Here is a 19,062-nt window from a genome sequence, read left to right as displayed (position 1 = left end):
ATTGAGGAAAGTGCGGCGAGGAAGGCCGTGGCCTTTTGGGGGGAGGGTGCAGCCCGCGCAGGCCGCACCCGGACACGGATCAGCCCGCGGCGGCTTCGTCGGGCGCGCCCCATGCCAGACCCATGGCGTAGCCGCGCACATCTTCCGGCCATCCGGCGATCTGCTGCGTAAAGCGCTCGCGGTCGTTGGCGTACAGCGCCCGCGTGGCTTCCTCGAAACCGGGCAGGTTGCCGGCCATGCTGGACATGAACCGGTATGCAGCCTCCTGGCGCTCGCGCCGGCGGTCCTGCGCCTCGTTGTCGCGGCGCGCCTGTTCCACCAGTTTGCGGAGGACGACCGATGCGCCGCCGGGCTGCGCGCCCAGCCAGTCCCAATGGCGCGGCAACAGGGTTACTTCGCGCGCCACCACGCCGAGCTTGGGACGGCCGCGGCCGCGCGGTTGCTCGTCATCGGCCGCTGCGGCGGGCGCTTCAAGCGAAGGGGCGGCCGGGCTGGTGCGGACGCGGTGGCGCTCCGCGATGGCGGCATGGTTTCCGCTCAGGTCCAGATCGACCTGTTTGCCGGACAGGTCATCGAATACGAGGATGGTGGCGTCGTGGCCTTCGTCCATCGCCTGCCTGACCGCGAGCGCCACGTCGGAGAGGGCGCCGGCCGCAAGGATGCGATGACCCGCGAAGGCGGTGTGCGGATCGGCGGGGAGGGGGGAGATTGGGTTGTTCATTTTTATCCGGGTGAAATTTGTGTATGAATTATGATCCGGGTAAAAATGGATGTCAATACACCCGGGTAAAAATATAGAAACGAAAAATGCACCACCGTGAGGTGCAGAAATATCCTTGTGGACCTAGGGTCAACACCTAGGCAAAACACGCAAGCGGCGTATAATCTTGCTTTGCGCCCGGAGTTACCCATGCGTCTCGTACAAAAAGCGCTCACCTTCGACGATGTGTTGCTGGTGCCTGCGTATTCCGAGGTCCTGCCTCGCGACACTTCCCTGGCTACGCGCCTCACTCGCAACATCACCCTGAACATCCCGCTCGTGTCCGCCGCCATGGACACCGTGACCGAATCGCGCCTGGCCATCGCCATGGCGCAAGAGGGCGGCATCGGGATCATCCACAAGAATCTGTCGGCTGAAGCCCAGGCCCGCGAGGTCGCCCGCGTCAAGCGCCATGAATTCGGCATCGTGATCGATCCGGTCACGGTTACCCCGCAAATGAAGGTGCGCGACGCCATCGCGTTGCAGCGCCAGCATGGCATCTCGGGCCTGCCGGTGGTCGAAGGACGCAAGCTGGTCGGCATCGTCACCAACCGCGACCTGCGCTTCGAAGAAAACCTGGACCAGCCCCTGCGCAACATCATGACGCCGCAGGAACGCCTGGTCACCATGAAGGAAGGCGCCACGCTGGAAGAGGCGCAGTCCCTGATGCACAAGCACCGCCTGGAGCGCGTGCTGATCGTCAACGACGGCTTTGAACTGCGTGGCCTGGCCACCGTCAAGGACATCGTCAAGAACACCGAACACCCGATGGCCAGCAAGGACGCCCAGGGCCAGCTGCGCGTGGGCGCGGCTGTGGGCGTGGGCGCCGGCACCGAAGAACGCGTGGAAAAGCTGGTTGCGGCTGGCGTCGACGTCCTGATCGTCGACACCGCCCACGGCCATTCCAAGGGCGTGCTGGAAGGCGTGCGCTGGGTCAAGCAGAACTACCCCAAGGTTGAAGTCATCGGCGGCAACATCGCCACCGCCGCCGCCGCGCGCGCGCTGGTCGAGTACGGCGCCGACGGCGTCAAGGTCGGCATCGGCCCGGGCTCCATCTGCACCACCCGCATCGTCGCGGGCGTCGGCGTGCCGCAGATCCATGCCATTTCCGAAGTCGCCAAGGCGCTGGAAGGCACGGGCGTGCCCCTGATCGCCGACGGCGGTATCCGTTATTCGGGCGACGTTGCCAAGGCCCTGGCGGCCGGCGCTTTCGCCTGCATGATGGGCGGCATGTTCGCCGGCACCGAAGAAGCGCCGGGCGAAGTCGTGCTGTTCCAGGGCCGTTCGTACAAATCCTACCGCGGCATGGGCAGCCTGGGCGCCATGACGGACGGCTCCGCCGACCGTTACTTCCAGGATCCGTCCAACAACGCCGACAAGCTGGTTCCCGAAGGCATCGAAGGCCGCGTCCCCTACAAGGGCAGCGTGCTGGCCATCATTTACCAACTGGTCGGCGGCATCCGCGCCTCGATGGGCTACTGCGGCTGCGCCACCATCGACGACATGCGCACCAAGACCGAATTCGTGGAGATCACCTCCGCGGGCGTGCGCGAGTCCCACGTGCACGACGTACAGATCACCAAGGAAGCGCCCAACTACCGCGCCGACTGATCCGTACAGTCAACTACAATGTCATGCATCGCGCACCGGCAGAACCGCAACATGAATCAGCGGTTCTGCCGGTGCGGTTTTATTTACTGCGGTTTTATTCTTTACCGGTAGAGTCTCCATGCACCAGCGCATCCTCATTCTCGACTACGGTTCGCAAGTCACCCAGCTGATCGCCCGCCGCGTCCGCGAAGCCGGCGTCTACTCCGAAGTGCACCCCGGCGACGTCGACGACGCCTTCGTGCGCGACCAGATGGCGCAAGGCCTGAAGGGCATCATCCTGTCCGGCAGCCACGCTTCCGCCTACGAAGAAGGCTCCATGCGCGTGCCGCACGCGGTGTTCGAGCTGGGCGTGCCCGTGCTCGGCATCTGCTACGGCATGCAGTCCATGGCGCAGCAGTTGGGCGGCGTGGTCAGCTATTCCGACCACCGCGAATTCGGCTACGCCGAAGTCCGCGCCCACGGCCACACCAAGCTGCTGGAAGGCCTGGAAGACTTTTCCACGGCCGAAGGCCACGGCATGCTCAAGGTCTGGATGAGCCACGGCGACAAGGTCACCGAGCTGCCCCCGGGCTTCAAGCTGATGGCTTCCACGCCGTCCTGCCCCATCGCCGGCATGGCCGACGAAGACCGCAAGTTCTACGCCGTCCAGTTCCACCCCGAAGTCACGCACACCGTCCAGGGCAAGGCCATGCTGGCCCGCTTCGTCAACGAGATCTGCGGCTGCGAAGGCGACTGGAACATGCCCGACTACGTGGCCGAAGCCGTCGCCCGCATCCGCGAGCAGGTCGGCACGGACGAAGTCATCCTGGGCCTGTCCGGCGGCGTGGACTCCTCGGTCGCCGCGGCGCTGATCCACAAGGCCATCGGCGACCAGCTCACCTGCGTGTTCGTCGACCACGGCCTGCTGCGCCTGGACGAAGGCAAGCAGGTCATGCAGACCTTCGCTGAAAACATGGGCGTGAAGATCATCCACGTCGACGCCACCGCTCAATTCATGGGCAAGCTGGCCGGCGTGGCGGATCCCGAAGCCAAGCGCAAGATCATCGGCCGCGAATTCGTCGAAGTGTTCCAGGAACAGGCGGGCAAGCAGAAGAGCGCCAAGTGGCTGGCCCAGGGCACGATCTACCCCGACGTCATCGAATCCGCTGGCGCCAAGACGGGCAAGGCCACCTCCATCAAGTCGCACCACAACGTGGGCGGCCTGCCGGACACGCTGAACCTGCAACTGCTGGAGCCGCTGCGCGAACTGTTCAAGGACGAAGTCCGCGAACTCGGCGTAGCCCTGGGCCTGCCGCCGCAGATGGTCTACCGCCACCCGTTCCCTGGCCCCGGCCTGGGCGTGCGCATCCTGGGCGAAGTGAAGCATGAATACGCCGAACTGCTGCGCCGCGCCGACGCGATCTTCATCGAAGAGCTGCGCAACACCAAGGACGAGGCCAGCGGCCTGACCTGGTACGAGCTGACCTCACAAGCGTTTGCCGTGTTCCTGCCGGTGAAGTCGGTGGGGGTGATGGGCGATGGGCGCACCTACGAATACGTGGTGGCGTTGCGTGCTGTGCAGACCTTCGACTTCATGACCGCCGATTGGGCGCCGCTGCCGCATCCGCTGCTGGCGCGGGTGTCGTCGCGGATCATCAATGAGGTGCGTGGCATTAATCGCGTTGTTTACGACGTGTCGAGCAAGCCGCCTGCGACGATTGAGTGGGAGTGATCCCGCTGTTGTCGTGCGGTGAATGAAAGAGGCGCTTCGGCGCCTCTTTCTTTTTGAGTCGGGAGATGAAAGCGCTGCCGTCATCCCCTCAATCGCACCAAGAATGCTCCGAGCGCCGTGGCAGTGGACAGCACCGTCACCGCCATCCATCCGAACTGTGCATACAGCAAGGCTGCCAATGCCGACCCGACGGCCATTCCGATGAACATGCCGGTGAACAGCACCGCGTTGAGCCGGCTGCGGGCGTTCGCATCGATACCGTAGATGATGGTTTGGTGCGCGATCAGCGCTGCCTGTATGCCCAGGTCGAAGCCGATGGCGCTGGCGACCAGCAATCCCAGCTGCGCGCCGGGCGCCAGGAACGGGGTCAAACCCATAACGGCGAAGGACACGACGACCAGAGCTGCGCCCAGGCGGGTGACTAGCGCCGCGCCGTGCCGGTCGGCGATGCGTCCGGCGATGGGCGCGGCCATGGCCCCTGCCGCGCCGGCCAGTCCGAAGGCGCCGGCGGCGGCTGCGCCCAGGTTGAAGGGTTCGCCATGCAGCATGACGGCCAGGGTGGACCAGAAGGCGCTGAAGCCGATCGACAGCAGGCCTTGAGCCCAAGTGGCGCGACGTAGTGCGGCATGTTGCTGCCATAGCGCGGCCAGCGATCGCAGCAGCGCAAAGTAGGGCAGTCGCGTGCTGGCCTCGAAGCGCGGGAGTTGGCGGCTTGCGGCCAGGCCCACGAGTGCGATGCTGGCGGCGGCGGCCGCGAACATGGCGCGCCAACCCCAGTTCTCGGCAACGAAGCCGCTGACTACCCGGGACAGCAGGATGCCCAATAGCAGGCCTGTCATCACCGTGCCCACGATCTTGCCGCGGTGCGCGGCTGGCGCCAGCGTTGCGGCTGCCGGCACGATGTCCTGCGCCATTGTCGCGGACAGGCCGACGGCCAGGCTGGCGGCCAGCAGCGTCGCCAGCGTAGGTGACAGCGCCGCCAACAGCAGCGCGGCAGACAGGATGGCGGCCTTGAGCAGGATGATCCTGCGCCGGTCGTGCCGGTCACCCAGCGGCGCCAGGAAGAGTATGCCCAGGGCATAGCCCAACTGGGTCAGTGTCGGCAGCAGTCCGACCGACTGGGAAGAGGCGCCGATGTCCGGAGCCAGCACGCCCAGCATGGGCTGGCTGTAGTACAGGGATGCGACCGACAGGCCGGCGCTGCCGGCCAGCATGAAGGTCAAGCGTAGTGGCAGCCCCGAGGAGACGGTCGGATCCTGATCCTTGATGGCGGTAATTTGCGTGGAAGGCATGTTGCTATGTTCCGGGGGCTTGGTGGGCGGCCGCCGCAGCGGCCTGTTGAAGGGCTTGCAGGAACGGCGCGAGGGGTTGCGCAGCGCTGACGAGTGAAGTGCCGATGCACAGGGATTTCACGGCGTAGCTCCTTGCGTTGAGGGGAAGGCCAGATTAGTCTTTGCATGGAATTCAATGAATTGGTCTTTATCGCAACGTAGGGTTGCGTTATTTGCAAAGATAACCATGGATAAACTGCAAGCCTTGCGCGTCTTCCTGGACGTGGCCGAGTCAGGAGGATTCTCCAAAACCGCGCGGCGCCTGGGGGTCGCCACGTCTTCCGTCACGCGGCTGATCGATACCTTGGAGGCGTCTCTCGGTACCGCGCTGCTGACCCGGTCGACGCGCCGGGTAACGTTGACCGACGCAGGAGTGACTTACCTGGAGCAGGTGTCCAGGGTTGTGTCGGATCTGGAGGAGGCCGACGGCAGCGTGTCGGACGTTGGCGCGGTCGCGGTCGGACCCTTGCGGGTTTCCTTGCCCGTGACCTTCGCGCGCTTGTGCCTGGGACCCTATATCTCGGGTTTCCTGCGCGAGAATCCGCGCGTGTCACTGGATCTGGTGCTATCCGATGCGTATGTGGACCTGGCGGCGGAACGGATCGATGTCGCCGTCCGCATTGGCACACCGGACTTGCAGCCGCAATTGATCGTGCGCAAATTGGCCGAGCATCGGCGCTACGTGGTGGCCAGCCACGACTACCTGGAACGTCACGGCACGCCCACTGCGCCGGAGGAATTGACACAGCACGACTGTCTGCGATTCGCCCACCAGGCCGGGCCGCAGCGCTGGTCGTTTCTTCGCGGCGATGACAAGGTGCAGCATGTGGAGGTGCAGGGGCGTCTGGCCGCCAACAACTCGGACATGCTGCGCGAAGCCGTGCTGGATGGACAGGGCATCGCGTTGCTGGCGGAATGGCTGATCCGGGAGGACGTGCGGGCCGGGCGGCTGCGCCGGTTCTTCGAGGACTACGAGGTCAATCCTCAAGAACAGAGTGTGTGCGTCCATGCGGCGTATCTACCGAATCGCAGGCACTCCAAAAAGGTCCAGGTATTCCTCGATTTTCTCCAGATGCGTCTTGCGACAAGCGTGCCCGGCTGACGTCAAGCCCTGTTGACCCCTGCAGCCTGGGCAATTGCGGGCCTTCTTTCTGGGATGTTATGAACGCAAACCACAGATCTCGCGCAATTGCGCGAGATCCGGCTCCACGCCCAGGCCCGCCGCGTTTCCGAGCTTGGCCTCTCCTTCGATGATGACGCCCAACGCCGGGCTGAGGGCCGCGCGCAGCGGGTTCTCGTTGGCATCGATTTCAAGCATGCCGCCGGCTCGTCCTCGCGCCGCCAGAATGTGCGCCGACGCAAGCTGGCCGACACCCGCGCCAAGGAAATGCGGGCAGTAGCGCAGTCCAGCCTCGTGAATCCTGTCGATGACGGGCAGGCAGCCGGATATGCCGCCCCATTTGGCCAGATCCGGCTGCACGACCTTAAGCGTCCTGCTGTTGATCATGGTCTCGAAGGCATCTGAACCGATGAGGTTCTCCCCGGCTGCCAGGGGGATGTCCGTTTGAGCAGCCAACTGCGCCCATTCCGACTGCGGGCGATCCGCGCGCAGCGGCTCCTCCAGCCAGCGCGGCGCGAACTCGCTGAAGTGGCTGGCCATGCGCTGCGCACCCGCCAGATCCCAGGCCTGATTGGCGTCCAGCATGAGCTCGTTGCCCGAAGGCAGCCGGGCGTGCACCGTTCTGACATTGGCGAGGTCCCGCTCTTCGCCAAAGCCCACCTTGAGCTTGAAAGCGCGATAGCCCTCCGCGTGTTTTGCGAGCACCGTATCTTCGGGGCGGTCAGGGTTGATGCCGCTTGCATAGACGCGGATCACGTCCGAGACGCCGCCCAGGAATTGCCATAGCGGCACGCCCGCCCGGCGCGACAGCATGTCCCACAAGGCCAGGTCGATGCCGGCGATCACCTGCGCGATGGGCCCGGGTTCGCCCGACTGGATGGCGAGCACCGCGGTGCGCGCGCTCATGTGGGCAAACGCGGCTTGGGCCGAGGCGTAAGGCTGACCGACGACCAGCGGCGCGACAACGGTTTCAAGCAGACGGGCGCGGTGTTCCGCGCCGCAGCCGGGAAAGTTGCACCAGACCTCGCCCCAGCCCACTGCGCCATCCGTGTCCTCTACCCGCACGAGCAGGGCGGGGCGGTCATGCATGGTGCCGAACGAGGTCTGTACCGGACGCTTGACCGGCCATCGCAGGACGTAGGCCTCGATACGCGCCAGCGTGAATGGTTTGATGGACCAGGCTTGAGTCGTATTAGGGTTTGTCATGGCATGAAGATATTAAGTGCTGGTCTATAGTATGTTTAGCACTTACGGATTGCAACTCAGGTCTAACCCTCTATACACACCATGCGCCTTCCGTCCTTCATCTCGCGCCCGCTGCTCATCGCGGCGCCATGGCTATGCATCCTCTTGCTGTGGCTGGCGGTGCGCGCCAGCGGACTCGTCAGCCCCGCGCTTGTGCCTTCGCCCGCCGCCGTCGTCGAAAAGTTCATCGAGCTCTCCAAGGACCGCCTGTGGCTGGACATCTGGATGTCGGCCCGGCGCGTCTTCACGGGCGTCGCGCTGGGCATCCTGGTGGCAGTGCCTGTGGGTTTTTGCCTGGGCTGGTACCGCGGGCTGCGGGTCTTCATTGATCCCGTCATCAACTTCTTTCGCGCGCTCCCGCCGATCGCGTTGATTCCGCTGGTGATCGTCTATTTCGGCATTGGCGAATCGGCCAAGACCGTCATCCTGTTCTATGCCTCGTTTTTTGCCGGCGTCATCGTGATGTACGAAGGCATCGCCCAGATCAGCCCGATCTTCGTGCGCGTCGCCCGCACGTTGGGCGCCAACGACGTGGAGATCTTCGCCAAGGTCATCGTGCCGCTTACCGTACCGCACATCCTGACGGCCATCCGGGTGGCGCTGGGCGTCGCCTGGGCCACGCTGGTGGCGTCCGAACTCATTGCGGCCCAGCAGGGGCTCGGGGCGCTTATCCAGAATGCATCGTCGTTCTTCCAGCTGGACGTGATCTACGTGGGGATCATCTGCATCGGCCTCATCGCCATGCTGATGGACCTGGCGCTGCGGGCCGTGAGCCGGCGCCTGGTCGCGTGGCAAGACCGCATCGCCTGAGACCGTTCCGGACATACAAGACCATGACCATGAGCACTCAACTGCGCAGCGTGGACACCGCTACGCCTAAGCCTTCCCAGGAACCGGAAGTCAGAATCAGGTTCGATAACGTCACCGTGGACTTTCCCACGGCCACAGGCCCGATGAGGGTGGTGGATGGCGTGACCCTGGACATCCGGGATGGGGAGTTCGTCTCCATCATCGGCCCTTCAGGCTGCGGCAAGACGACCTTGATGAATATCGTCGGCGGTTTTGTGCAACCCACCGCCGGCTCCGTGACGCTGGACGGCCGGCCCGTCACGGCGCCCGGGCCCGACCGCGGCGTGATCTTCCAGGAATACGGCGTGTTCCCGTGGCTGACGGTGCGCGGCAACATCGAGTTCGGCATGAAGCTCGCGGCCAACAAGACGAGCCCGCGGGAGCGCGCCGAGATCTGCCAGCGCTACATGAAGCTGATGGGCCTGAGCGACTTCGCCGATCACTTTCCGAAGCATTTGTCCGGCGGCATGCGGCAGCGGCTGGCGATCGCGCGCGCCTACGCCGTCAAGCCCCAGTTCCTGTTGATGGACGAGCCCTTCGGCGCGCTGGATGCGCAGACCCGGACCGCCATGCAGGATCTGCTGCTCGAAGTGCTGCAGACCGAAGGCAAGACGGTGATGCTGATCACCCACTCAGTTGAAGAAGCCGTCTACCTGTCGTCAAAGATCGTCGTGGTCACCGCCCGGCCTTCAAAGGTCCGGAAGGTGATAGAGGTTCCTTTCGGCTACCCCCGTTCGGAGCGGGTACACGAGGACCCTCGCTTCGTCGAGTTGAGCCGCGAGATCCGGGAGCTGGTCATGTTCGAGTACGAAGCCCAGGCCCGCCAATCCGTGCGCCCGACGGATTGAGCCAGCGTCAGCAGCCCCACCACAAGGAGACTCCATGAAACTCGACCGCAGAACCCTGCTCAAGGCCGGCATGGCCGCTTCCATCGCAGCAATCGCGGCGCCTGCCATCGGCCAGGCGCGCAAGAAACTGCGCGTAGGCTACTTGCATACGCCCGCCGTCGACGGCCACCTGTGGCTGGGCTTGCAGATGGGCAGCTACGCCAAGCATGGTTTGGAACTGGAGCCCATTGTCTTCACCACGGGGCTGGAGATCTTCCAGGCCATGATAGGCGGCAGCCTGGATGTGCTGGCCACCGGCGCGGTTGTGTCGAACTTTCCAGCGCGCGGGCAGGGCAAGGTTTTTCTTGTGAACGACATCGAGTACGGTACTGCCCAGCTTTGGGTCCGCGACGAGTCGATCAAGACCGTGGCCGATCTGAAGGGCAAGCAGATCTCCACGACCACGGGTACGACCGCCCATGTGTTCCTGGACCGGGCCTTGCGCGCCGCCAAGCTCGATCCGGGCAAGGACGTGCAGATCGTCAACCAGCGCATGGCCGATGCCGTTACCTCGTTCGTGTCCGGCGCGGTCAGCGCGGTTGCGCTCTGGGTTCCGTTTGACACGATCGTCCGGTCCAAGGTGTCCAATGCGCGCATGCTGATCGACGCTTCCGCGTTCTATCCGGAGGCGGCGATCATGGGCGGATGGGCGGCCAGGAACGATTTCTACGAGGCCCAGAAGCCGGCCATCCGCAGCCTCATCGCTGCCTGGGGCGAGGCCAACGATGCAATCGTAAAAACCCCGGACGCCGCGGTGGAGACGCTGCAGAAGACGCAATACAAGGACGTGCCGCTGGCCGAGTTCAAGGCGCAGTTCAAGCAGGCCAAGTATTTCTCCACGGCGGAATGGCGCACCAAGTACGAGGACGGCTCAGTGACACGCTGGCTGCAGCAGGTGACCGATTTCTTCGCGCAGGCCGGGAACATTCCGAATCCGGTTCCCGCTTCGCGCTACTTCGATCCCTCGGCCTATCTGGAGGCGATCAAGGCATGAGCATTCCGGCTGGCGCGGGCTTTGACTACATCGTCGTCGGCGGCGGCTCCGCCGGATGCGTGCTGGCCAACCGGCTCAGCCGCGATCCTGCGGTGCGCGTGCTGCTGCTGGAGGCGGGCGCGGCTGCGCACAATTTCTGGCTCAAGCTGCCGGTGGGCTACTTCAAGACCATTTACGATCCGCGGTTTGCTCGGCTGTTCCCGGTCGAAGCCCAGGCCGAAACCGGCAATCGCACCATCCTGTGGCCGCGCGGCAAGGCGTTGGGCGGTTCAAGCGTGATCAACGGCTTGTTGTACATCCGTGGACAGCATGAGGACTACGACGACTGGGCCGATCTGGGCGCAACGGGATGGGCCTATCGGGACGTGCTGCCGTACTTCAAGAAATCCGAGCGCTACGACGGGGGCGAGTCCGAGTATCACGGCGCTTCCGGTGAACTCCGTGTCTCCAACCTGCGCAATGAACATCCTTACACGGCTGCTTGGGTGGAAGCGGCAGTCGAGGCCGGCTGCCGGCGCAATGACGACTTCAACGGCGCCGAATCGGAGGGTGTGGGTCCCTACCAGCTGACGCTGGGCAGCCGTTGGCGTTGCGACGCCGCGACCGCGTTTCTTTATCCGGTCAGGTCGCGTCCGAACCTGGTGACCGAGACCGGCGCCCATGTCACGCGCATCCTGATCGAAGGCGGCCGGGCGCTGGGCGTGGAGTGGGTGCAAGAGGGCCATTTGAAGCGCGCGATGGCGGATGTCGAGGTGGTGCTTGCTGCGGGTGCGCTGCAATCGCCCCAGGTACTGCAGCTTTCGGGCGTGGGCGACGCAGCGCTGCTTGCCAGGCACGGCATCGCCGTCGCCGCACATTCGCCGGAAGTCGGCCGCAACCTGCAAGATCATTACCAGGCGCGCGTGATCGTCAAGCTTAAGCGGCGCATGTCGCTCAACGACGCGGTGCGCAATCCGTTCAGCCTCGCAGGCATGGGGGCGCAGTGGCTGTTCCAGGGCAGGGGACCGCTCACGGTGGGCGCGGGCCAGGTAGGCGGGCTGGCGGCGACCGAGCACGCGGTGGGCGGCCGTGCGGACATACTTTTCAATGTCATGCCGCTATCCGTGGACAAGCCAGGCGACGCGCTGCACCGGTTTTCCGGCTTTTCCGCGTCGGCGACGCAATGCAGGCCCGATTCGCGCGGCACCGTCGAGATCGTGGGCACGGATCCGTTCGCATCGCCGCGCATCGTCTCGAACTACCTGACCGAACCGCGCGATGCGAAGGTCTTGGTCGCGGGCTTGCGCATGTTGCGCGACATCTATGCCCAGCCGTCGTTCCGCGACCTGGTAACCGGAGTTGAGTACCTGCCGGGAAACGATGTCACGACAGCCGCCGCGCTGGAGCAATTCGCGCGCGACAAGGGCGGCACGGTGTTCCATCCTGCCGGCACCTGCCGCATGGGCGGCGACGCCGGGTCGGTGGTCGACGCGCGCTTGCGCGTGCGCGGGGTGGAGCGCTTGCGCGTCGTCGACGCTTCGGTCATGCCCCGCATGGTGTCGACGAACACCAACGCCGCCGCGATCATGATCGGCGAGAAGGGCGCCGCGCTGATCCTGGAAGACGCGCGCGGCGCTGCCCGGCCGCAAGCGCGTGATATAGTCGCGGACACTTTGACGCCATGATTCTCGACACCGCCCAAGCCCCTCTCTACGTTCAACTTTCGGATCTGTTCCGGCAGCGGATCCTGAAGGGTGTGTGGAAGAACGGCGAAAAATTGCCCTCGCTCGACGCGCTGGCCGAGGAGTTCCACGTGGCCAAGGTCACGGTGCGCCAGGCAATCGAAAGGCTTACCCGCGACGGACTGCTTTCACCGCAGCGGGGGCGCGGCACCTTCGTGACGGGAGCGCCCCAGGACAACCGTTGGTTCCGTGTCGAGACCACGCTCGAGAACCTGTCCAGCGTCTATCGGGATACGCACCCGACCATACTCAATATCGACGAGTCCACGCGCACGCCGTTGCTGAACGAGTCGGACGGCGTCGCCGCGGAAAAGTACGTGTTCATGCGGCGCATCCATGCCCGCAACGGGCAGCCGTATTGCGTCATCAACATCTACCTGGACGCCGCCATCTTTGCCAAGCACCCTGCGCGCTTTCGCAAGGAGACCGTCATTCCCATTCTGATGGGGATGTCCTCGGTGGATATTGTCTCTGCCCGTCAGGTGCTGACCATTTCGACCGCTGACGTCGAGGTGGCGCGGCATTTGGGCATCAACGTGAACGCGCCCGTGGCGGAAGTCCGGCGCGTATTCACCGGGCCGGACCGCCGCGTCATCTACCTGGGCGAAGTGACGTATCGCGGCGATTTCGTGCGCATGGAAATCGACCTGAAGCCGTGATGGCTGAAAGGCCGCCCGCTGCATCCGCGCAGGCAAGCAGGTCGTTCACGTGTCCCCGGGTTATCGGCTGCCGGCCAGTCCTTCAATAGCGGCGCGGGCGTGGGCAATGAACGCCGCGGTTTCGGCATCGTGCCGTTGCGCCAGGTCGTCTTCTTCTTGTCCCAGATAGATCGCGCGCGCCAGGGCGAGGACGGGGCGGTAGGGCGCTTCCAACCTCTCGAGCAGCCACGCCGCCGCCTGGTCCTTGGATGCGATGCCCCCGGAGACGGCCGTGTACCAGATGCGCGCCAGCGCGAGGATGATGTGCTTTTCATCGCCGGCCCAGTCCTCGGGCGTGTTCCACTGCGCGACAGTGTCCAGTAGCGCCCGCCTCAGGTCTTCGCGGGGGACGGCCTGGAGCAACTGATCGGCCTGCGGCCCCAAGATGGGAATGCTGTGGCCACGGACCTTGGTGAGCAGTATGGCCAGATCGTGGTCCATCATGGGCGGTTCCACGACGCCCGCCATCAGATCGGTCCGCAGCCATTCGCCGAACTGGAGTTCGCGTCTGGCCGGGTGGCGCCAAGGCACGACGTGTTCCAGCGCCAGCACGGTGACTTCGAGCGCGCGCAAATCGGGCGATGAGCCGGGCGGCGCGGAGATCGGCAATAGCGCCGCGGCCAGCGCGCGCAGCACGGCTTCGTCCGGCGGCTGGGTCACGGTAACGAGCAGGTCGATATCGCTATGGGGCTGCAGCCCGCCGTCCACGGCGGAGCCGAACAGATGGATGGCGACGAGGCCAGCGCCCAGATGCCGTTCGATGAGGCTGCTGGCCGCTGCGACCTGGGGGGCGATTGAGGGGGGAACGAGATGAGCCATGCGTCGATAGTAGCGAAGTTTGCTCGCAGCCGGCAGGGCGGCGGCGCGCAGGCCATGATCGCCGCGCCGGCACTGGTACTATGCCGGCGCAAGGCCCAAGTCCGCTGATCCCAACAAGCCCACGACAGGCACCGAGATGAACCGTTTATTGTTCCGAGCAGGCGTCCTGGCCGCAGGCGTCCTGATGGCAACGGCCAGCCAGGCGCAACCGCCTGCGGCTGCGCCCAATATTGGAGGCTGGCGCCAGGTGTCGGATAGCCAGTTCAACCGGAAATTCCATTTCTCGATGCTGCCCGGCGTGGCGGCCATCGGCAGCAACTGGGCGGTGTACGACTCCCGCGCGGGGAAGGTGGTGTGCTGCCTGGTGGTGGAAGGGCCGGAAGTGTCGGAAGAGCAACTGGGCAGCGTCTACGACATTCCGGGCCCCTGGATCACCGATCTGACCAATGGCTGGAACCTGGACGCGGCGCCTTACCGGCCGCGGGTGCAATTGCTGCGCGTGGATGGCGAGTTGCGCGACTACGAGTTCGCCGATGCTGGCGACGGCGTGGGCGGTCTGCTGGTCCCCGACCATGCCGACGCCGTCGCCGCCCGCTCGCTGGAAATCGATGGACAGCGCTACGCGGTGGAGCGCAAGGATTCGACGCTGGCTGATGACGATGGCGGCCTGTACACGTACAGCCTGCGTCCGGCCAAGGGTGGCGCGCCGCTGAAGATCGAGGTTCCCATCGGAACCTATTGAGCCCGGGAGGCGACGACCACCGCATGAGCCAGACCCTGCAAATCGAGGATGCCCCGCTCACCGAGGATGACATCCTGCTGCTGCGCAGATGCTCCCGCGGCAGGCTGTTGATGGCCGTGTTCGGCGTCTTCGTGGTGCTGCTGCTGGCGCTTTCCGTGTTGACCTTTGTCGTGCTTGGTCTGTCCGAGTGGCGCGCGCTGGACGTCGGCGTGGGCGCGGTGCTGCTGGCGGGCATTGCGGTGATGGGAGCGCTGGCGGTGTTTTTCGGACGCAAGCTGCTGCGCATGCCGCCAGGCTGGCGCAGCCTCGACCGGGCGCTGAAGGGGCGGCTGGCCAAGCAGATCGTTTCAGGCCGGCTGACGTCATTTGGTCCGGCTTCCTCGACGCCGGGCGTGTGCTACGGATTCGGCGAGCAGCGCGTGGACGCCGCCCTGCCGTTCTGGAACGAGATCGCCAGCGACACTCGTAGCGGACACGGGCCCGCGACGGCCGTGGGTCTGACAAATCTGCCCGTGCGCCTGCACCTGCTGACCTTGCAGCCAGACTCGCCTCCCGTGCTGTTGCGGGTGGAGTACCCCATGAGCGCGGAGTCCCTGGTCGCTGTCGAGGAAATCAGCGATGCCGACCGTGCGGCCGTGCGCGGGGAAGAGTTGGACGCGCGCAAGTTCATGCTGATCTTTGCCCTTGTGCCGCTGGTGGGGGGGCTGTTTCTGCCGCCGCTGCTGTTCGTCGCGGCGATCTTTGCAATCCTGGGAATGCTGTTTGGCATGCGCAGCCGCAAACTGCAGCGGGGGCTGTACAAACATGGCGTGCGGGGTGTGGTCGAAGAGGCCGTGGTCTATCGATTGCGCAGCCCCAACTCCTCGATCGTCTCGCTGGTCCACAACTACCGCATCGGCGGCGTGATGTATCGGGTCGAATACCTGGGCGACGTGGTTGAACCGGGCAGGCGCGTCGAGTTCGAGTTCCTGGATGGCGGCCTGAAGGGGCAGACCGCGCTGTTCTTCCGCGTGGACGGCGAGCCTGCGTAGGCGTCAATGAGTCGGCGGAACCGCCATCAGTGGATCCCGCCAAGCAAAAGGAGAGTTGCATGTCCGTACCCATAGACGTGTCCGGCGAGCCCGCGGGCTCGGTGAGCGAGGCAGGGCATTATCAGGTGAGCCTGACCGCGACGGGCAGCCACGTCTTCGCACGCGAAGCAGGGCGCGGCAATCTGATCATCGGCCCGGCCAGCATGGGCAAGAAGGCTGATCTGCACGTGGCTGGCGACGAGGCCATCAACTGGGCTGCATTTGAACCGTTCTCCACGCCTGCCGGCTCGCCGTGGCCGCGGCATATCGATTATTACGGCAACGACAGCGGTTTTTTCGGCTGGTCGCAGGGCCGCGAAATCGAGCAGTTCAGCTGGGCGCCGGCATACTCAGGCAGGCGCGCCATCGACGCGGGCGCGGCAAGAATCCAGACGCTGCGCATCCGGCTGGACCAGGTGTCGGGGCATCTTGAAGCCAGGTTGCCTCAGGTCCGTGACCTGGAGCTGTTTGGCGACCTGACGCGCATTGCCGTGGCGGGCGAACTGCCCGATATGTTGTCGCTGCGGCCGGCGCTGGGGCGCCGGACTGGCGTGGCGCCTTACGCCTTGCCCGACCTCGGCCCGCTGCAGGACGTGCGCGCGCTGGCGCTGCATGGCGCGCCGCTGGGGCAGCCCATTTCGCTGCAGGGAATCGATCGCTTTCCGCAGTTGGAGAGCCTGTCGCTCTGGGGCGGTTTCAGCGGCTGGGAGGCGCTTGCCCGCCTGCCGCGCCTGACTAGTCTGGAGATCCGATTCACGCCCGATCTGGATGGCTTGCCGGAACTGGCCAGTTGGCCCGCGCTGGACAGGTTCATCGCCTACAACGTCGACGAAGCCGCGGGCAAGCGCTTGAAGGCGCAGATGAAGGCAAGGGAGAAGGTCCGCGCATGGGGCGGTTACAACTCCGTCTCCCAGCTGCGCAAGCGGGAGTGGTGGCAAAGCGAATACGGCCGGCCTTTCTCGGGCTGGAACAGCCGCATGGCGAAGTCGGCGAATACGGCCTACGACACGGCCCGGTCGGCGCTGGAAAGCGCAAGCAATACCGTTGAGGTCCAAGCCGCAATCTCTGTCTTTACCCGCCACTTCAACAGCATGAAGGGGATCGAGACCAGCGAGCGCGAAGACATAGGCGAGGCGGTGTGGCAGTTCAGCCAGCTTGCCCAGGTCGAACGGCTGGGAGTAAGCGAAGCGCAGACGCAGCGCTGGTTCGACGAGGCCAGGGATTACTGAGGCGTTGCTTACCCGTGGTCAAGGCCGCAGGCGATACCTTCTATGGCGGCTACGCGGGCTACTTCATGGATCCGGACGGGCATTTATGGGAAGTGGTCTACAACCCTCAGATGCTGCCTTAGGAATAGTCGCGTAGCGCTCTGTTACGGTGACAGAGGGGCGCTTCCTTTAAGCTCCGCGAGTCTCAATTCTGATGGAGCTGGCGCATGTTCAAGCCCTTGATTTCCGTGGCGTCGATGGTTGCATTGTTGGGAATGGGCGGCATGGCCCGGGCCCAGGATCTGGTCCTGCCTTCCATTCCCGAAGCGACGGATGCGATCGTCGACATGCTGGCGGACACGGGCATGCCCCGGCCGTCCAAGGTCAAGCTTGGAACCTGCATCCCGGCGGTGGAGGCCACGTATCCGGGCCAGGTCGCCTGCACGGTCGCGGTGACCCTGGGGGCCGCGGTCAGCGAGAACCAGATGGATTTCTACAAGCAGGACGGCAAGTGGAAAGCGCAGCCCAGCGTTTCCCAGGATAAGCTGCCGTTTCCTGATCCCAAGCTGGATTGAGAACGACCTCCGGCCTGGCGACGGCCACAGGCACTTCAACCCGGGCGCCGCAAGTGCGACTGTTTACGCCTGCCGGCTCATGATGCTCAAGGCCACCGCCTCGGCGATCTTGATGCCGTCTACGCCCGCCGACAGGATGCCGCCGGCGTAGCCCGCGCCTTCACCCGCCGGGAACAGTCCCTGGGTGTTGAGGCTCTGCAAGGTTTCGTTGTCGCGCTTGATGCGGATGGGCGATGAGGTGCGGGTTTCGACGCCGGTCAGCACCGCGTCGTGCATGCCGAAACCCTTGATGGTCTTGTCGAAGACGGGCAGCGCCTCGCGGATGGCGGTGATGGCGAATTCGGGGAGCGCGGTGGCCAGGTCGGTCAGGTGCACGCCCGGCGTGTATGACGGCAGCACGGAGCCGAATTCGGTCGATGCCTTGCCGGCGATGAAGTCGCCGACCAACTGGCCTGGCGCGCTGTAGTTGCGGCCGCCCAGCTCAAAGGCCTGGGATTCCCATTTGCGCTGGAAGTCCACGCCCGCCAGCACATGTTCGGGGTAATCGACCTCGGGCGAGATCCCGACCACGATGCCCGCGTTGGCATTGCGCTCGTTGCGTGAGTACTGGCTCATGCCGTTGGTGACGACACGGTCGGGTTCGGAGGTGGCTGCCACCACCGTGCCGCCCGGGCACATGCAAAAGCTGTAGACCGAGCGTCCGTTGCTGGCATGGTGCACCAGCTTGTAGTCCGCCGCGCCCAGGATGGGGTGGCCGGCGTTGGGACCGAAGCGCGCGCGGTCGATCAGCGACTGCGGATGTTCGATGCGGAAGCCGATAGAGAAGGGCTTGGCTTCCATGAACACGCCCTGGTCGCGCAGCATCTGGAAGGTGTCGCGCGCGCTGTGGCCGATGGCCAGCACGACGTGGTCGGCCTCGATGTGCTCGCCGCCGGCCAGGGTCACGCCGGTGACGCGGCCGTTTTCCCGATGCAGCGTCTCCACCCTGCTGGAGAAGCGGACTTCGCCGCCCAGCTTTGTGATGGTGTCGCGCATGACTTCCACCATGCCGACCAGGCGGAACGTGCCGATGTGCGGCTTGCTGACGTACAGGATTTCTTCGGGCGCGCCAGCCAGCACGAATTCCTTGAGCACTTTTTCGCCGTAGTGCTTGGGGTCCTTGATCTGGCTGTACAGCTTGCCGTCGGAGAAGGTGCCGGCGCCGCCTTCGCCGAACTGGACGTTCGAATCGGGGTTCAGGATGCGCTTGCGCCACAGGCCCCAGGTGTCCTTGGTGCGTTCGCGCACGGCCTTGCCGCGCTCCAGGATGATGGGTTTGAAGCCCATCTGCGCCAGGACCAGCCCGGCGAACAGGCCACAGGGGCCGGTGCCGATGACAATGGGGCGCTTGGCCAGGTTGGCGGGTGCCTGGGCGACGAACTTGTATTCGGTGTCGGGAGTGGGCTTGACGTTGCGGTCGTCGTGAAAGCGCTTGAGCAGCGCCGCTTCGTTTTCGACATCGACGTCCAGCGTGTAGATCAGCAGGATGTTGTGCTTCTTGCGCGCGTCATAGCTGCGGGAGGCAACGGTATGGCCGCGCAGATCGCTGGCCGCTACACCCAGTTTCTTGAGAATCGCGGCGGGCAATTCTTCGGGCGCGTGATTCAACGGCAGCTTGATTTCAGACAGTCGCAACATCTTTGGTCCAGATAAAGGGGCGAGCACAACGTCGCCAAGCGCGA

At 64.9% G+C, this 19,062-nt stretch carries 17 protein-coding genes and 1 pseudogene; 13 read left to right on the top strand and 5 right to left on the bottom strand.

The window, feature by feature from the left end; translation table 11 throughout:
• Positions 1 to 79: 79 nt before the first annotated feature.
• Complete coding sequence (locus HV766_RS13750; protein WP_175181327.1) at positions 80 to 721, bottom strand: DUF2239 family protein; 642 nt, start codon at positions 719 to 721, stop codon at positions 80 to 82.
• 189 nt (positions 722 to 910) lie between these two features.
• On the opposite strand from HV766_RS13750, the gene guaB reads away from it, so the two are divergent.
• Both guaB and guaA read left to right on the top strand, forming a co-directional pair.
• Positions 911 to 2,371 carry an IMP dehydrogenase gene (gene guaB / locus HV766_RS13745; RefSeq protein WP_054456333.1) on the top strand — a complete coding sequence of 487 codons (1,461 nt, stop codon included), beginning with the start codon at positions 911 to 913 and terminating at the stop codon, positions 2,369 to 2,371.
• 118 nt (positions 2,372 to 2,489) lie between these two features.
• A complete protein-coding gene (gene guaA, locus HV766_RS13740; RefSeq protein WP_119451346.1) occupies positions 2,490 to 4,082 on the top strand; it encodes a glutamine-hydrolyzing GMP synthase in 1,593 nt (530 codons plus the stop codon).
• An 80-nt stretch (positions 4,083 to 4,162) separates the two neighbouring features.
• Here guaA and HV766_RS13735 read toward each other — a convergent pair whose 3' ends face one another.
• Positions 4,163 to 5,374 (bottom strand): MFS transporter, encoded by a 1,212-nt coding sequence (locus tag HV766_RS13735; RefSeq protein ID WP_175181326.1) that lies wholly within the window; start codon positions 5,372 to 5,374, stop codon positions 4,163 to 4,165.
• Positions 5,375 to 5,600: 226 nt separating this feature from the next.
• Here HV766_RS13735 and HV766_RS13730 point away from each other — a divergent pair, with 226 nt between their 5' ends.
• Positions 5,601 to 6,515: a LysR family transcriptional regulator gene (locus tag HV766_RS13730; protein ID WP_175181325.1), complete on the top strand. Its 915-nt coding sequence runs from the start codon at positions 5,601 to 5,603 to the stop codon at positions 6,513 to 6,515.
• Positions 6,516 to 6,572: 57 nt separating this feature from the next.
• On the opposite strand, the gene HV766_RS13725 is transcribed toward HV766_RS13730, so the two are convergent.
• Positions 6,573 to 7,739, bottom strand: a complete 1,167-nt coding sequence (locus HV766_RS13725) for a mandelate racemase/muconate lactonizing enzyme family protein (RefSeq protein WP_175181324.1) — start codon at positions 7,737 to 7,739, stop codon at positions 6,573 to 6,575.
• Between the two features lie 81 nt (positions 7,740 to 7,820).
• Here HV766_RS13725 and HV766_RS13720 point away from each other — a divergent pair, with 81 nt between their 5' ends.
• The 5 genes from HV766_RS13720 to HV766_RS13700 are packed head-to-tail and all read left to right on the top strand — an operon-like array spanning position 7,821 to position 12,888.
• Positions 7,821 to 8,588: an ABC transporter permease gene (locus HV766_RS13720; RefSeq protein ID WP_054456338.1), complete on the top strand. Its 768-nt coding sequence runs from the start codon at positions 7,821 to 7,823 to the stop codon at positions 8,586 to 8,588.
• Positions 8,589 to 8,617: 29 nt separating this feature from the next.
• Positions 8,618 to 9,475 carry an ABC transporter ATP-binding protein gene (locus HV766_RS13715; RefSeq protein ID WP_125472951.1) on the top strand — a complete coding sequence of 286 codons (858 nt, stop codon included), beginning with the start codon at positions 8,618 to 8,620 and terminating at the stop codon, positions 9,473 to 9,475.
• A gap of 34 nt (positions 9,476 to 9,509) precedes the next feature.
• Positions 9,510 to 10,508, top strand: a complete 999-nt coding sequence (locus HV766_RS13710; protein WP_054456339.1) for an ABC transporter substrate-binding protein — start codon at positions 9,510 to 9,512, stop codon at positions 10,506 to 10,508.
• On the top strand, positions 10,505 to 12,172 hold the full coding sequence (locus HV766_RS13705; protein ID WP_175181323.1) for a GMC family oxidoreductase: 1,668 nt from the start codon (positions 10,505 to 10,507) through the stop codon (positions 12,170 to 12,172). The genes HV766_RS13710 and HV766_RS13705 overlap by 4 nt, the downstream gene beginning before the upstream one ends.
• Positions 12,169 to 12,888 (top strand): GntR family transcriptional regulator, encoded by a 720-nt coding sequence (locus HV766_RS13700; RefSeq protein ID WP_054456341.1) that lies wholly within the window; start codon positions 12,169 to 12,171, stop codon positions 12,886 to 12,888. Before HV766_RS13705 ends, HV766_RS13700 begins: the two co-directional genes overlap by 4 nt.
• 60 nt (positions 12,889 to 12,948) lie before the next feature.
• Here the strand turns inward: HV766_RS13700 and HV766_RS13695 are convergent, their stop codons facing one another.
• Entirely contained in the window at positions 12,949 to 13,746 is a 798-nt protein-coding gene (locus tag HV766_RS13695) for an aminoglycoside adenylyltransferase family protein (RefSeq protein WP_175181322.1), read from the bottom strand.
• A gap of 136 nt (positions 13,747 to 13,882) precedes the next feature.
• Here HV766_RS13695 and HV766_RS13690 point away from each other — a divergent pair, with 136 nt between their 5' ends.
• From HV766_RS13690 to HV766_RS13670, 5 genes and pseudogenes are all read left to right on the top strand, one after another.
• Positions 13,883 to 14,488, top strand: coding sequence for a hypothetical protein (locus HV766_RS13690; protein WP_175181321.1), 606 nt, complete (start codon positions 13,883 to 13,885; stop codon positions 14,486 to 14,488).
• 23 nt (positions 14,489 to 14,511) lie between these two features.
• Positions 14,512 to 15,519, top strand: a complete 1,008-nt coding sequence (locus tag HV766_RS13685; RefSeq protein ID WP_175181320.1) for a hypothetical protein — start codon at positions 14,512 to 14,514, stop codon at positions 15,517 to 15,519.
• A gap of 59 nt (positions 15,520 to 15,578) precedes the next feature.
• Positions 15,579 to 16,787: a hypothetical protein gene (locus HV766_RS13680; RefSeq protein WP_175181319.1), complete on the top strand. Its 1,209-nt coding sequence runs from the start codon at positions 15,579 to 15,581 to the stop codon at positions 16,785 to 16,787.
• Between the two features lie 17 nt (positions 16,788 to 16,804).
• A pseudogene (locus HV766_RS13675) lies at positions 16,805 to 16,909 on the top strand (VOC family protein); the annotation flags it as partial.
• An 84-nt stretch (positions 16,910 to 16,993) separates the two neighbouring features.
• Positions 16,994 to 17,341, top strand: coding sequence for a hypothetical protein (locus tag HV766_RS13670; RefSeq protein ID WP_054456346.1), 348 nt, complete (start codon positions 16,994 to 16,996; stop codon positions 17,339 to 17,341).
• Positions 17,342 to 17,404: 63 nt separating this feature from the next.
• On the opposite strand, the gene HV766_RS13665 is transcribed toward HV766_RS13670, so the two are convergent.
• Positions 17,405 to 19,018, bottom strand: coding sequence for an NAD(P)/FAD-dependent oxidoreductase (locus HV766_RS13665; RefSeq protein WP_175161458.1), 1,614 nt, complete (start codon positions 19,016 to 19,018; stop codon positions 17,405 to 17,407).
• Between the last annotated feature and the right edge of the window lie 44 nt (positions 19,019 to 19,062).

It is taken from the genome of Achromobacter aegrifaciens, from assembly GCF_902859735.1.
GTDB lineage: Bacteria > Pseudomonadota > Gammaproteobacteria > Burkholderiales > Burkholderiaceae_B > Achromobacter > Achromobacter aegrifaciens.
The sequence above is the reverse complement of the archived record's forward strand: the minus strand, read 5'-3'. Positions and strand labels throughout refer to the sequence as shown.

Excerpts from the sequence above, each read along its gene's own strand:
- HV766_RS13750 (WP_175181327.1), bottom strand. The coding sequence starts at position 721 with ATGAACAACCCAATCTCCCCCCTCCCCGCCGATCCGCACACCGCCTTC.
- guaB (WP_054456333.1), top strand. The coding sequence starts at position 911 with ATGCGTCTCGTACAAAAAGCGCTCACCTTCGACGATGTGTTGCTGGTG.
- guaA (WP_119451346.1), top strand. The coding sequence starts at position 2,490 with ATGCACCAGCGCATCCTCATTCTCGACTACGGTTCGCAAGTCACCCAG.
- HV766_RS13735 (WP_175181326.1), bottom strand. The coding sequence starts at position 5,374 with ATGCCTTCCACGCAAATTACCGCCATCAAGGATCAGGATCCGACCGTC.
- HV766_RS13730 (WP_175181325.1), top strand. The coding sequence starts at position 5,601 with ATGGATAAACTGCAAGCCTTGCGCGTCTTCCTGGACGTGGCCGAGTCA.
- HV766_RS13725 (WP_175181324.1), bottom strand. The coding sequence starts at position 7,739 with ATGACAAACCCTAATACGACTCAAGCCTGGTCCATCAAACCATTCACG.
- HV766_RS13720 (WP_054456338.1), top strand. The coding sequence starts at position 7,821 with ATGCGCCTTCCGTCCTTCATCTCGCGCCCGCTGCTCATCGCGGCGCCA.
- HV766_RS13715 (WP_125472951.1), top strand. The coding sequence starts at position 8,618 with ATGAGCACTCAACTGCGCAGCGTGGACACCGCTACGCCTAAGCCTTCC.
- HV766_RS13710 (WP_054456339.1), top strand. The coding sequence starts at position 9,510 with ATGAAACTCGACCGCAGAACCCTGCTCAAGGCCGGCATGGCCGCTTCC.
- HV766_RS13705 (WP_175181323.1), top strand. The coding sequence starts at position 10,505 with ATGAGCATTCCGGCTGGCGCGGGCTTTGACTACATCGTCGTCGGCGGC.
- HV766_RS13700 (WP_054456341.1), top strand. The coding sequence starts at position 12,169 with ATGATTCTCGACACCGCCCAAGCCCCTCTCTACGTTCAACTTTCGGAT.
- HV766_RS13695 (WP_175181322.1), bottom strand. The coding sequence starts at position 13,746 with ATGGCTCATCTCGTTCCCCCCTCAATCGCCCCCCAGGTCGCAGCGGCC.
- HV766_RS13690 (WP_175181321.1), top strand. The coding sequence starts at position 13,883 with ATGAACCGTTTATTGTTCCGAGCAGGCGTCCTGGCCGCAGGCGTCCTG.
- HV766_RS13685 (WP_175181320.1), top strand. The coding sequence starts at position 14,512 with ATGAGCCAGACCCTGCAAATCGAGGATGCCCCGCTCACCGAGGATGAC.
- HV766_RS13680 (WP_175181319.1), top strand. The coding sequence starts at position 15,579 with ATGTCCGTACCCATAGACGTGTCCGGCGAGCCCGCGGGCTCGGTGAGC.
- HV766_RS13670 (WP_054456346.1), top strand. The coding sequence starts at position 16,994 with ATGTTCAAGCCCTTGATTTCCGTGGCGTCGATGGTTGCATTGTTGGGA.
- HV766_RS13665 (WP_175161458.1), bottom strand. The coding sequence starts at position 19,018 with ATGTTGCGACTGTCTGAAATCAAGCTGCCGTTGAATCACGCGCCCGAA.